This window comes from Nonomuraea sp. NPDC050227 (assembly GCF_044459705.1).
Classification (GTDB): Bacteria; Actinomycetota; Actinomycetes; order Streptosporangiales; family Streptosporangiaceae; genus Nonomuraea.
In genome coordinates this window covers 124,295-136,555 of sequence record NZ_JBITJF010000014.1, presented here as the reverse complement: position 1 = coordinate 136,555, position 12,261 = coordinate 124,295, and the positions used below count along the sequence as shown (strand labels likewise).

At 71.0% G+C, this 12,261-nt stretch carries 11 protein-coding genes; 5 read left to right on the top strand and 6 right to left on the bottom strand.

Annotation, left to right across the window (positions count from 1 at the left end; translation table 11 throughout):
- The first annotated feature begins 95 nt into the window (after positions 1–95).
- The 5 genes from ACIBK9_RS42065 to ACIBK9_RS42045 all read left to right on the top strand — a co-directional run bounded on the left by ACIBK9_RS42065 (position 96) and on the right by ACIBK9_RS42045 (position 7,609).
- Positions 96–1,985 carry a S8 family peptidase gene (locus tag ACIBK9_RS42065; RefSeq protein WP_397164503.1) on the top strand — a complete coding sequence of 630 codons (1,890 nt, stop codon included), beginning with the start codon at positions 96–98 and terminating at the stop codon, positions 1,983–1,985.
- A 164-nt stretch (positions 1,986–2,149) separates the two neighbouring features.
- A complete protein-coding gene (locus ACIBK9_RS42060) occupies positions 2,150–3,529 on the top strand; it encodes a S8 family peptidase (protein WP_397164502.1) in 1,380 nt (459 codons plus the stop codon).
- Between the two features lie 161 nt (positions 3,530–3,690).
- Positions 3,691–5,040 carry a S8 family peptidase gene (locus tag ACIBK9_RS42055; protein WP_397164710.1) on the top strand — a complete coding sequence of 450 codons (1,350 nt, stop codon included), beginning with the start codon at positions 3,691–3,693 and terminating at the stop codon, positions 5,038–5,040.
- A gap of 98 nt (positions 5,041–5,138) precedes the next feature.
- Positions 5,139–6,836 (top strand): signal peptide peptidase SppA, encoded by a 1,698-nt coding sequence (gene sppA, locus ACIBK9_RS42050; RefSeq protein WP_397164501.1) that lies wholly within the window; start codon positions 5,139–5,141, stop codon positions 6,834–6,836.
- Between the two features lie 11 nt (positions 6,837–6,847).
- Positions 6,848–7,609 carry a TolB family protein gene (locus ACIBK9_RS42045; protein WP_397164499.1) on the top strand — a complete coding sequence of 254 codons (762 nt, stop codon included), beginning with the start codon at positions 6,848–6,850 and terminating at the stop codon, positions 7,607–7,609.
- On the opposite strand, the gene ACIBK9_RS42040 is transcribed toward ACIBK9_RS42045, so the two are convergent.
- Genes ACIBK9_RS42040 through ACIBK9_RS42015 form a run of 6 tightly spaced genes read right to left on the bottom strand, consistent with a single transcriptional unit; the run spans position 7,557 to position 12,043 of the window.
- Positions 7,557–8,144 carry a flavodoxin family protein gene (locus ACIBK9_RS42040; protein ID WP_397164497.1) on the bottom strand — a complete coding sequence of 196 codons (588 nt, stop codon included), beginning with the start codon at positions 8,142–8,144 and terminating at the stop codon, positions 7,557–7,559. The genes ACIBK9_RS42045 and ACIBK9_RS42040 overlap by 53 nt on opposite strands.
- Positions 8,145–8,627: a flavin reductase family protein gene (locus ACIBK9_RS42035; RefSeq protein WP_352352263.1), complete on the bottom strand. Its 483-nt coding sequence runs from the start codon at positions 8,625–8,627 to the stop codon at positions 8,145–8,147. It abuts the gene before it with no gap.
- A gap of 37 nt (positions 8,628–8,664) precedes the next feature.
- The gene (locus ACIBK9_RS42030) at positions 8,665–9,591 is read right to left on the bottom strand and encodes an ABC transporter substrate-binding protein (protein ID WP_352352264.1); all 927 of its coding nucleotides are present in this window, start codon (positions 9,589–9,591) and stop codon (positions 8,665–8,667) included.
- 40 nt (positions 9,592–9,631) lie between these two features.
- Positions 9,632–10,324 (bottom strand): ABC transporter permease subunit, encoded by a 693-nt coding sequence (locus ACIBK9_RS42025; protein ID WP_352352265.1) that lies wholly within the window; start codon positions 10,322–10,324, stop codon positions 9,632–9,634.
- Positions 10,321–10,998 carry an ABC transporter permease subunit gene (locus ACIBK9_RS42020; protein ID WP_352322038.1) on the bottom strand — a complete coding sequence of 226 codons (678 nt, stop codon included), beginning with the start codon at positions 10,996–10,998 and terminating at the stop codon, positions 10,321–10,323. Before ACIBK9_RS42020 ends, ACIBK9_RS42025 begins: the two co-directional genes overlap by 4 nt.
- Positions 10,991–12,043: an ABC transporter ATP-binding protein gene (locus ACIBK9_RS42015; RefSeq protein ID WP_352352266.1), complete on the bottom strand. Its 1,053-nt coding sequence runs from the start codon at positions 12,041–12,043 to the stop codon at positions 10,991–10,993. Before ACIBK9_RS42015 ends, ACIBK9_RS42020 begins: the two co-directional genes overlap by 8 nt.
- Between the last annotated feature and the right edge of the window lie 218 nt (positions 12,044–12,261).

The window sequence follows — 12,261 nt, the reverse complement described above, 5'->3', positions numbered from 1 at the left end:
TGAGTGCGCTGAAAGTTCGGTGAGAAACAGGGCCAGGCTCTGTGCTGGCGGGATAAATCGCCCTAAACTCCGAGATCATCCCCCTCGGAGGACGCGTGCGATTTCGCCCCCTGATCGTGTGCTCGATCGTGCTGGCCCTGTCATCGGCCTCCGTCCCGGCGTTCGCCGACGACCCCGCGGCGACGCCGACGCCGACGCCCTCCCAGAGCAAGCTGGAGGAGGGCCTGGCGCTCGACGGCGACACCACCCGCGCCATCGTGGAGCTGACCGACGCCGCGCAGCACGAGCCGGTGGCCGGCGTGGCGGCGGCCCAGAGCGTCGACGTGCTGCTGCAGCCGCAGAGCCAGTCGTTCATGGTGGTGGAGGGCACCGCCGAGGAGCTGGCGAAGCTGGCCGAGGACCCGCGCGTCACGTCCATCCACCGCGACCGGACGTACGCGCCGGCCGAGGTGGGGTCCAACATCACCCAGATCGGCGCGGACAAGGCCCACGAGAAGAACCTCACCGGGGCGGGCCAGAACATCGTCGTCCTGGACACCGGGATCGACCGCGACCACCCGTACTTCGGGGGCAGGCTCGTGGGCGAGGCGTGCTTCTCGGCCGTGGAGAGCGGCGTGGAGTCGCTGTGCCCGAACGGGCAGCCCCAGCAGACCGGCGAGGGCGCGGCCGACGCCACCACCGCCAAGTGCCTGTCCGGCGGCGTGAACCTGTGCGAGCACGGCACGCACGTCGCCGGCATCGCGGCGGGCAGCGGCGGCGTGGCCCCGGGCGCCGGGATCATCGCGGTGCAGGTGTTCAGCCGGGTGAACGACGAGGACATCTGCACGGGCGAGTCGTCGTGCCTGCTGGCCTTCGAGTCGTCGCTGCGGCTGGCCATGGACTACGTGGCCACGCTCACCCAGCCCGTCGCGGCGGTGAACCTGAGCCTGGGCGGCGCGTTGTCGGAGACCGACTGCGACGCCACCGAGGAGGGCGCGGTCTTCAAGCCGAAGATCGACGCCCTGCTGGCCAAGGGCATCGCGACCGTGGTCGCCGCCGGGAACGAGTTCTTCGAGGGCGCCTCCTACCCCGCATGCGTCTCCTCGGCGGTCGCGGTCGGCGCGAACGACGGCGCCGACGCCATCGCCGACTTCTCCAACCGGGGCTCGCTGGTCGACTTCTTCGCCCCCGGCGTGGACATCCAGTCCTCGGTGCCGGACAACCAGATGGCCACGCACAGCGGCACGTCGATGGCGACGCCGCACGTCGCCGGCGCGCTGGCGCTGATGAAGGCCGCCTCGCCGCAGACGCCCGTCGCCGACCTGATCAACACGCTGAAGACCACGGGCCGGCCCTACCAGTACGAGGCCAACGGCGCCCAGGTCACCACCCCCCGCCTGGACGTGGGCGCCGCCCTGGCCGGCACCGGCACCCAGCCGCCGATCACGCAGTCGCCGACGACCGGCCCCACGGACGACCCCGAGCCCGACCCCACGGACGGCAGCGGCCCGACGCCCCAGCCCGACCCCGACGACGGGCAGCCCGCGCCGGCCCCGACGTCCTCGGTCACGCCGGTCCCGCTGCCCACGGTCACGGTGACGGTGACCGTCACGCCGACCCCCGCCCCGTCGGCCGCCGCCGTCTGCACGCGCGGCACGGCCGGCGCCAGGATGACGGCCGGCAAGTGGGCCGTGGAGATCCACCGCAGCAGCGGGACGATCCCCGACAACACGCTGAACTGCTACCTGAAGCTGATCGGCAAGGCCAGCAAGGTGTTCCCCGAGCTGACCAAGGCGTCGTCGCTGGGCAAGGCGTACCGGGTGCTGAAGGGCACGAAGACGTCCCGCGACAAGCTGGACAGCGCGCTGCTGACGGCCTGGCTCAACTGGGCGCACGGCAGGAACGGCACCACCGTGCTGACCGCCGCCGAGAAGGTGCGGCTGAGCGGCGCGGCGTCGAAGGCGGCGCTGAGGAAGGCGACGAAGAACGTGCTCAAGTCGCTCTGAGTCAGCTTCACCGACGGAAGGGCCCGACCGGCCCTTCCGTCTTCCCCGCCGCATGGCAAAAACCCGCTCAGCTTTCACTGCTTTCACATAGGTCACCGACATCACACTTGTCACACCAGGGGATGGACACCTCACACCGGACGGTCTGACCCTCGGAGGACTAAGTGAGGCTACGGTCCCTGCTCGCCTGCGCTGCCGCGCTGGCCACGACATCAGCCGTGCTCTGCGCGGCGCCACCGCTGAGCGCCGACGCGCGTGACACCGGCGACCCGGTCATCAGCCCCGCCCTCGTCGCGGAGGTCCAGGCCAAGAGCAAGGTCCGGTCGATCATTCAGCTCAAGCCGGGGCAGAACGTGCAGGCCGTGGCGAAGGATCTCGAACAGGCCTCCGAGGGCAGCCGGGTGCTGGAGGCGGCGCAGTCGCCCCACTTCTTCGTCGCCGAGCTGGACGGCAAGACGCTGGCCCAGCTCAGGACGGACGACCGCGTCCAGGCCGTCTACAAGGACGAGCTGCGCCCGGCCGTCCTGGACAGGAGCACCCGGATCATCGGCTCCGACCGGGCCAACGCGGCCGGCTGGACGGGCCGGGGCTTCACGGTGGCCGTCCTGGACACGGGCATCGACCGCGACCACCCGTTCTTCGCCGGCCGGATCGTGGACGAGGCGTGCTTCTCCTCCTCCGACGCCAGTGACGGCTCGGTCTCGCTCTGCCCGAACAACCAGCCGAGCCAGACCGGCCCGGGGTCCGCGGACGCCGAGACCGCCCAGTGCGTCGTGAACGGCGTCAACGCCTGCTCGCACGGCACGCACGTCGCGGGCATCGCCGCGGGCCGGATGACGACCGGCGCGCCCTCCGACGGCGTCGCGCCCGCCGCGGGCATCCTGCCGATCCAGGTGTTCAGCCGCATCGACAGCGCGATGACGTGCGCGGTCATCGGCACCCAGGCGCCCTGTTTCCTCAGCTACACCTCCGACCAGAAGCTGGCGCTGGAGTACGTCGCGCGGGTGGCCGCGGCCCGGCGCGTCGCCGCGGCGAACCTGAGTCTGGGCGGCGGCGGGCCGTACCGCGAGAACTGCGACTCCGACCCGAGCGCGGCGAGCCTCAAGCCGGACTTCGACACGCTGATCTCTCTCGGGGTCGCGCCCGTGGTGGCGGCCGGCAACAACGGCTTCCCCGACGGCGTCTCGGCGCCCGCCTGCATCTCCACCGCCGTCGCGGTGGGGGCCACCGACGACCGGGACGCCCTGGCCGACTTCTCCAACCGGGGCCCGCTGCTCGACCTGCTCGCGCCGGGCGTGGGCATCAGGTCGTCGGTGCCGGACGACAGCTACGCCGACAAGAGCGGCACGTCGATGGCCGCGCCGCACGTGGCGGGGGCGTTCGCGCTGATGCGGCAGGCGTACCCGAACTTCACGGTGGCGCAGAGCCTGCAGCGGCTGCAGGCCACCGGCCGCAGCATCGGCTACGCCGCCGGCGGCGTCCAGGCGCGCACGGCCCGCATCGACGTGTTCAGCGCCACGGCCCCGAGCACTCCCAAAGCCTGACACCAGCACCCAGGACAGGGCCGGATCCGACGATCCGGCCCTTTCGCTTACCAGGACAAGAAGCGATAACAGAACACAAGCGCCTCTCTGACATCTCTTGTCCAATATCTACACTTCTTTACACAAACGCCCCCTGACCCCCGGAGGATCAGTTGAGACTCATGTCTCTGCTGGCCGGTGCGATCACCCTCGCCGCCACCGCTGCGTCGCTGGTCGCCACCCCCGCCCTGGCCGACCCCGAGTCCAAGATCGACCCGGCCGTCACCTCGACGGGCGAGCACCGCGTCATCGTCCGCGTCCGCCAGCCCGCCCAGGTGCAGTCGGCCCTGGCCGGTGCGGAAGGGGTCAGGCAGGACAAGCGCAACGTCGTGGCCACGCCGCCCGCCGAGCTGGCCGGCAAGCTCGACTTCTTCGTCTACCGCGGCACCCGCGCCGAGCTGGAGAAGGTCGCCGAGCAGGCGGACGTCGTCTCGATCCGCAAGGACCGGCTCAACGAGCCCTCGCTGGCGCAGAGCGTGCCGCTGATCGGCGCCGACCGGGCGCATCGGCAGGGCTTCACCGGCAAGGGCACCGCCGTCGCGATCATCGACTCCGGCATCGACAACGACCACCCGGCCTTCGGCCGCCGCATCGCGGCGCAGGCGTGCTTCTCCGCCACCGACCCGGCCGACGGCTCGACGCCGCTGTGCCCCAACGGCAGCCAGTTCCAGATCGGCGACGGCGCGGCCAGCTCCGAGACCGAGGCGTGCCTGCGCAACGCCCCCCGGCCCGAGTACGGCCTGTGCTACCACGGCACCCACGTCGCGGGCATCACCGCGGGCCAGGCCACCAAGGAGTTCCCGAACCCCGGGGTCGCCCCCAAGGCCAAGATCATCGCGATCCAGGTCTTCAGCCGCTTCGACAACTCCCCCTACTGCGGCGCCGCGGCGTCCTGCGTGCTCGCCTACGACTCCTCGGTCCTGACCGGCATGGCGTACGCGAACGTGCTGGCCGACCAGTACGACATCGCCGCGGTCAACCTGAGCCTGGGCGGCGGCAAGTACGACGCCTACTGCGACGAGGGCGACGGCGCCGACTTCAAGGCCGAGGTGGACCAGCTCCAGGCCAAGGGCGTGGCCACCGTCGTGGCCGCGGGCAACAACGGCTTCGACGCCTCCGTCTCCTGGCCCGCCTGCGTCTCCAACGTCGTGACCGTGGGCGCCACCGACAAGCAGGACGCCGTGGCCTCCTTCTCCAACCGGGGCGCCATGCTCGACCTGTTCGCGCCCGGCGTCTCGATCACGGCCGCCATCAGCGGCAACGCCTACGCCACGCTGAACGGCACCTCGATGGCCGCCCCGCACGTCGCCGGCTCGTTCGCGCTGCTGCGGCAGAAGCGCGCGCACGCCACCTCCGACCAGCTCCTCGACGCGTTGCGGCGCACCGGCAAGCCGATCACGTACGCCAGCGCGGGAACCCAGCTCACCACCCCCCGCATCAACGTCTACGCCGCCCTGCACAACCACCGCTGACCCGGCATAGGCCCAGGTTCCAGGCGGACGCCCCCACCCGGGCGGCCGCCTGGCCCTCTTCCGGGCCCGACACGAAATGTGTCGCTTAGGGTGGCTATATGGACGCAGGCAGGGCGATCTTCGAAACCGTCGACAAGCTTCGCCAGCGGCGCACCGGCCCGCTGGTCCTGGAGCTCGATCTCACCGAGGGCCTCACGGAAGGACCGCCGTCCGACCCGGTCGCCGCGGTGTTGTCCATGCGCAAGACCCGTCTGTCGGACGTGCTGTCCGGCCTCCGGCGGGCCGGCCGGGACTCCAGGGTCAAGGCGCTGGTGGTCAAGGTCGGCGGCAACCCCATGGGCCTGGCCATGGTCCAGGAGCTGCGCGAGGCCGTCACCCGCTTCCGCGCCTCCGGCAAGCTGACGGTGGCCTACGCCGAGACGTTCGGGGAGTTCAGCGGCGGCACGGTGCCCTACTACCTGGCCACCGCGTTCGAGCGGGTCTACCTCCAGCCCAGCGGCGACGTCGGGCTCACAGGGGTGGCGATGGAGCAGCGTTTCCTCAAGGGCGCGCTGACCAAGGTGGGCGTGGCGGTCGAGGCCGGGCAGCGGCACGAGTACAAGACCGCGGTCAACACCTTCACCCAGGACCACATGACCGAGCCCCACCGCGAGTCGATGACCCGCATCGTGGAGTCGGTCGCCGAGCAGCTCGTCCACGGCATCGCCGAGGGCCGCAGGCTCGACCCGGCCAAGGTGCGCGAACTGATCGACCGCGGCCCCTTCACCGCGTCCGAGGCGCAGGAGAGCGGCCTGGTGGACGCCCTCGCCTACCGCGACGAGGTGTACGACGAGGTCCGACGGGCCACGGGCGGCGAGGCCCACCTGCTGTTCGTCTCCCGGTACGCCAGGAGCGCGGCGGTGCGGAAGCTGCCGCACCCCATGGCCGACGGCATCGCGCTCGTGCACGGCAGCGGGCAGATCAGGAGCGGCCGCAGCGGACGCAGCCCGCTCGGCGGGGGCGGCGCGATGGGCTCCGACACGATCAGCGCGGCGCTGCGCGCGGCCCGCCGGGACGAGCACGTCAAGGCCGTGGTCTTCCGCGTGGACAGCCCCGGCGGCTCGTACGTGGCCTCCGACACGGTGTGGCGGGAGGTGACGCTGACCCGCCGGGTGAAGCCGGTGATCGTCTCCATGGGCGACCTGGCCGCGTCCGGCGGATACTTCGTGTCCATGGGCGCCGACGTGATCGTGGCCCAGCCCGGCACCCTGACCGGCTCGATCGGCGTTTATGGCGGCAAGCCCGTCATGACTGACTTGCTCCAAAAAATCGGGATAAATACTGAACTGGTCGCCGACGGGGTCAACGCCGGCATGTTCTCCACCGCCCGCGGCTTCTCCCCCGAGCAGTGGGACCGGGTGAACGGGTGGCTCGACCGCATCTACGACGACTTCGTGGGCAAGGTCGCCGAGAGCCGCGGCCTGACCCGCGAGCGCGCCCACGAGCTGGCCAGAGGCCGGGTCTGGACCGGCGCGGACGCCCACGCCAACGGCCTGGTGGACGAGCTGGGCGGCCTTGAGCACGCCCTCGGCCTGGCCCGCGAGCGCGCCGGGCTCGCCGACGACGCCCCCGTGCGCGTCTATCCCAGGATCAACCCGCTGGAGCGGCTGCGGGGGCCGGAGTCCAGCGAGGACAAGTCCGCCGCCCTGGCCAGGATGCGGCTCGACGCCTGGGGGCCGCTGGCCCGCCTGTCGGCCGAGCTGGGCCTGCCCGCCACCGGTCCGCTCTCTTTGCCCGGCTGGTACGTCATCAGATAATTTGATCTTGTATGCTCCCTGCCCACGGGGGCATGATCGTCAGCGTCTCCCCGGACGAGCGCTGGCAGGTGAAGCTGGCCCACCACGCGGGCGGCGCGCCGAAGGTGACCTTCCTGGACCGCCGGTCGGGCAAGGAGAGCGAGGTCGAGCTGCCCGTGCCGGAGGACCCCGAGCGGGCGGGCCAGTACCTGCAGACGCGCTGGCCCACCTGGTCGCCGGACGGCCGCCGCCTGCTGCTCAACGTGTTCGAGCCGGGCGGCGAGCCGCGTTCGGCGGGGATCGTGCTGATCGACGTGCCCTCGCTGGAGGCCCGGTTCGTCCGGATCGAGAAGGCGCTCATCACCATGGGCGGCTTCCAGTGGACGCACGACGGCAAGGGCGTGGTCGTGCGCTGGGGCAAGAACGGCTCCTCCGCGGTCCGCCGCTACGACCTCACCGGCGCCGTCACCCGGACCTGGCACGTGCGGGGACGTCCGGCCGCCTCCGGGCTCGGCGCGTTCAGCCCGTCGGGCCGCCGCTTCGTCACCGCCTGCACCTCGCTGGAGAAGGCCGCCTGCGTCTGGGACACCCGGACCGGCAAGGCCGTCACCCGGATCAAGCTGGCCTTCAGCCCGGTGTGGGGCCCGACGCTCGGCTGGTACGACGAGCGGCACCTGCTCGCCCCGGTCAAGGACGGCGTGGGCGTCGTCGACCTCACGGGCCGGGTCGTCGAGACGCTGGTCAAGGCCGGGACGAAGACGACCCTGTATCCGCACTTCGAGCGCCGGGGCTGAAGAAGGCCGCGGCCCGTTCCAGGGCGCCGGTGTCGCGCAGGATGTCGCCGGGGCGGTTGGCGTAGCCGATGAGCGCGCCGCCCCACGACCCGAAGTACTCCGCCGACAGGCGCAGCGTGCCGATCAGCGGATCGGCCACCGACTCGTCCTCCTCGCTGATCGTGGTGACCGCCCAGACGGTCTTGCCCGCCATGCGGGCCTTGAAGTCGTAGCCGGGGACGCGCATCCAGGCCGACCAGTGGTCGAGGTAGAGCTTGGTGGTGGCCGAGACGCTGTACCAGTAGAGCGGGGAGACGATCACCAGGTCGGTGGCGTCGAGCGTGGCCTCGGCGAGCAGCTTCTCCGCGCCCTCGGGGACGGGGTAGAGGCCGTCGCCGGAGTGGCGGATGTCCCGGAAGGGCGGCAGCGGGTGGTCGTCGAGGCGCAGCCAGCGTTGCCCGACGTCCGGCGGCAGCGCGGCGGCGGCGTGCCTGGCCAGGGTCTCGGTGTTGCCGTCACGGCGGTTGCCGCCCAGGAGGAAGAGGAAACTGCGCATTCAGCATCCCATCGGCCGGTAGCGGGCGCGCAGCCGTACCAGCGGCTGGAGCGCGGGGGTGACATAGGGGACGGCGAGCACCTGGGCGACGAAGAGCGTGTGGTCGCCGGCCGGGACGACCTGGGTCGTCTCGGCCTCCAGGGCCGCCACACCGCCCTCGACCACCAGCGCCTCGGTGTGCGCCCCCCGGTGGTGGGGGGTGCCCGCCAGCAGGAGGCGGGCGCTGGGACGGCCGGCGGTGGCGAAGCGGCTGGCGATCGCGGCCTGGCCGGAGGACAGCAGCGAGGCCGCCCACCGGTCCTGCCGGAGCAGCACCTCGCAGAGGTAGCCGCGGGAGGCCAGGCTGATCAGCACGAGCGGCGGCTCGGCCGAGACCGACATCAGCGCCGACACGGTCACGCCCAGGTCGTCACGCCCGTCCCGGACGGTGATCACCGCGACGCCCGCGGCCAGTTGCGCCATCGCCTCCGTGAACTCGCTCACAGCGGAGACCTCCGGCCGGAGGCCCCCGCCGCGGGCGTCAGGCGAGGCCGTTGGAGGTCAGCCATTCCTTGGCCACCGTGGCGGGCTCGTCCTTGTTGACGGAGATCTTCTGCATCATGTCGAGCAGGGACTGGGTGCTCAGCTTGGCCGAGATGCCGTTGAGCGTGGTGCGGATCGTGTCGTTCGCGCCGGACTTGAACAGCAGCGGCGTGACGTTCTGGGCGGGGAAGATGTTCTTGGTGTCCTGGAGCGGCACCAGGTTGTTGGCCAGCATCTTGGGGTCCGTGGTGAACACGTTGCCGACCTGGATCGAGCCGTCCTTCAGGGCGTCGGCCGTGGCCGGGCCCTTCGGCTCCCACTGCTTGAACTCCAGCCCGTAGACCTCCTTGAAGCGCGCCTCCCACCGCTTCTTGAACTCGGGCGGGCCGCCGACGACCATGTTCTTGGAGACCTTGGCCAGGTCCTCGATGGTGTTCAGCGACTGCTTGGTCTGGGTGTCCTTGGTGACCGAGAGGCTGTCCTTGTCCTCGGCCGGGGAGGAGTCGAGCACTTCGAGCTCGGCCGGGAGCTTCTCCTTCAGCGCCGCGTTGACCTCGTCGGTCGTCGAGGCGGTGTTCTTCAGGTCGACGAAGGCCAGCAGGTTGCCGTTGTACTCCGGAACGATGGTCAGGCCGCCGTTCTTGACCTGGTCGTAGACGGCCTCGCGGCTGCCGATGCGCGGCTTCTCCTCGACCTGCACGCCCTTGGCCTCAAGGGCCTGGGCGTAGATCGACGCGAGCAGCACGCTCTCGTCGAAGTCGAAGGAGCCGATGACGGCCTTGCCCCCGGCCGCCGAGGCCGAGCCGCTGGGCGCCGCGCTCGTGGTGTCGAGCGGGTTGCCCCCACCGCCGCTCCCGCCGCCGCAGGCGGCCAGCGCCAGCGTCGCCGACACGAGCACCGCCGCGGTGCCGATCATGCGTCTCATGTGTGAATTTCCCTTCTAAAGCGGCAGGTAATACCGGAGACTATCGAACCTTCAGTCTCTGGCTCACCCCCGGCGAAACGGTCACCCTCTGGATGAGGGCGAACACGATCTGCACGACAAGCGCGAACAGCACAATCAGTACTGAACCCCCCACAACGCTCGCATAATCCTTGGTCGCGAAACCGTCGATCACGAACCGGCCGAGCCCGCCGAGCCCCGTGTACGCCGCGACCGTCGTGGTGGAGACCACCTGGATCGCCGACAGCCTGAGCCCGAGCAGGATCAGCGGCAGCGCCACCGGGACCAGCACCCGGCCGAGCACCTGCCCGCCGCGCAGCCCCATCCCGTACGCCGCGTCGCGCAGCTCCGGATCGACGCCCTTGATGCCCTCGTAGGTGTTGACCAGGATCGGCGGCACCGACAGCAGCACCAGCGGGATGATCACCGGCCAGATCGAGGACGTGCCGAGCAGCAGCACGAACAGCACCAGCAGGCCGAGCGTCGGCAGTGCCCTGGCCAGGTTCGCCGAGATGACGACCACGACCTCGCCTCTGCCGGTGTGGCCGATGGCCAGCCCCAGCGGCACCGCGATCAGCATCGCCAGCACCAGCGCCAGGGCCGAGAACTCCAGGTGCTCCAGCAGCCGCGCCGGGATGCCGTCGGGGCCGGCCCAGTTCGCCCCGGTGCCGAAGAAGTCGGCCAGCCAGCCGAAGAACGAGCCCAACCAGCTCACGACGTCCCCTTCCGCGCGCGCACCCAGGGGGTGAGCAGGCGCTGGGCCAGGACCAGCAGGCCGTCGGCGACCAGCGCCAGCGCGACGATCAGCACGATGCCGGTGACCACCGGCGGCATGAACGGGTTCTGGTAGGCCCGGGTGAACAGCCCGCCGAGCCCGCCCTGGCCGATCAGCGCGCCAACGCTGACCAGGCTGATGCTGGAGACCGCGACCACGCGCAGCCCGGCCAGCACCACCGGTGTGGCGATGGGCAGCTCGACCTGCAGCAGGCGGCGCATGGGCGTGAACCCCATCGCGACGGCCGACTGGCGCACGTGGTCGGGCACCGAGTTCAGCCCGTCGACCACGGCCGGGATGAGCACGGCCATGCCGTAGAAGGTCAGCGGGATGATCACGGTGGTCTGCGACAGCCCGGTCACCGAGATCAGCAGCATGAACACCGGCAGCGACGGCAGCGCGTAGACGACGTTCATCAGGCCCGAGGTGGGCTGGTAGAGCCAGCGCCAGCGCACGCAGGCCAGCCCGAGCGGCAACGCCAGCACCAGCGCGGCCAGGATCGGCACCAGGGACATGGTCAGGTGGTCGGTCAGCAGGTTCCTGATGCTGTCGGCGCGGCCGGTGTCCCAGTTGCGGGCGATCCACTCCCAGATGCTGGGCGGACCCTCACGCATCGGCGGCCTCCGCCAGCGCCTCGTCCAGGGCCTCCCTGGTGGCCACGCCGACGACCCTGCCGTCCTCGTCCACGGCGACCGAGCAGCCGGAGGGCGACAGCAGCGCCGCGTCCAGGGCCGAGCGCATCGAGTCGCGGCCGAGCACGAACGTCCCGTACGGCTCCAGCTCCTCGGGCCGCGACCCGGCGAACCAGCCCACGGGCCGGTCGTCGTCGGTCACGACCAGCAGCCACGGCTCGTCGCTGGCCGCCCGTTCGCGCACGGTCAGGTCGGTACGCAGCCGCAGCCCCTTCGTGGAGATGAACTGCAGCCGCCGGATCCCCCGGTCATGGCCCAGGAACTCGCGGACGAAGTCGTCGGCCGGCTCCGACAGCAGCGTCTTGGGGTCGGCGAGCTGGGCCAGCCGCCCGCCGACGCGCAGCACGGCCACCCGGTCGCCGAGCTTGATCGCCTCGTCGATGTCGTGGGTGACGAACACGATGGTCTTGTTCAGCTCGGCCTGCAGGCGCAGCAGCTCGTCCTGGAGGCTGGTGCGGACGATCGGGTCGACCGCGCTGAACGGCTCGTCCATGAGCAGCACGGGCGGGTCGGCGGCCAGCGCCCTGGCCACGCCCACGCGCTGCTGCTGCCCGCCGGAGAGCTGGAAGGGATAGCGGCCGGCGAAGGCCGGGTCGAGGCCGACGCGTTCGAGCAGCTCCATCGCCCGCGCGCGGGCCTTCTTCTTGTCCCAGCCCAGCAGGTACGGGACCGTCGCGATGTTGTCGACGATCTTCCGGTGCGGGAAGAGGCCGGCCTGCTGGATGACGTACCCGATGCCGCGGCGCAGCGTGGGCGGGTCGATGCCGCTCACGGGCACCCCGTCGAGGAGGATCTGTCCCTCGGAAGCGTCGATCATGCGATTGATCATCCGGAGGGACGTCGTCTTCCCGCAGCCCGAGGGGCCCACCAGCACGGTGATCTCGCCGGTGGGCGCCTCAAGGGAGAGGGCGTCCACGGCGGTGGTGCCGTCTGGATAGCGTTTGGTGACAGCGTCGAATGTGATCACGCGTGACCTCTCGCTCGATGGCAGGGCCGCGGCCCCCCTGCCACGACCGCCGCATGATCTCGGTGGCCCACAAGACTACGGCGACCCTCACCCCTGTGTCCCCACGGGGGACGGCTTAAACGTTTCACTGACCAGGGAGATTTACCGGAATTTCCGATCAAGTGGTGCGCCGGGCCTGGGTGAGTTGGCATGATTACCTCCACAAACTCCAGACGCGT

Bases quoted from the DNA above. Each gene is read 5' to 3' on its own strand.
- ACIBK9_RS42055 (WP_397164710.1), top strand. From the start codon at position 3,691: ATGTCTCTGCTGGCCGGTGCGATCACCCTCGCCGCCACCGCTGCGTCG.
- sppA (WP_397164501.1), top strand. From the start codon at position 5,139: ATGGACGCAGGCAGGGCGATCTTCGAAACCGTCGACAAGCTTCGCCAG.
- ACIBK9_RS42045 (WP_397164499.1), top strand. From the start codon at position 6,848: ATGCTCCCTGCCCACGGGGGCATGATCGTCAGCGTCTCCCCGGACGAG.
- ACIBK9_RS42040 (WP_397164497.1), bottom strand. From the start codon at position 8,144: ATGCGCAGTTTCCTCTTCCTCCTGGGCGGCAACCGCCGTGACGGCAAC.
- ACIBK9_RS42030 (WP_352352264.1), bottom strand. From the start codon at position 9,591: ATGAGACGCATGATCGGCACCGCGGCGGTGCTCGTGTCGGCGACGCTG.
- ACIBK9_RS42020 (WP_352322038.1), bottom strand. From the start codon at position 10,998: ATGCGTGAGGGTCCGCCCAGCATCTGGGAGTGGATCGCCCGCAACTGG.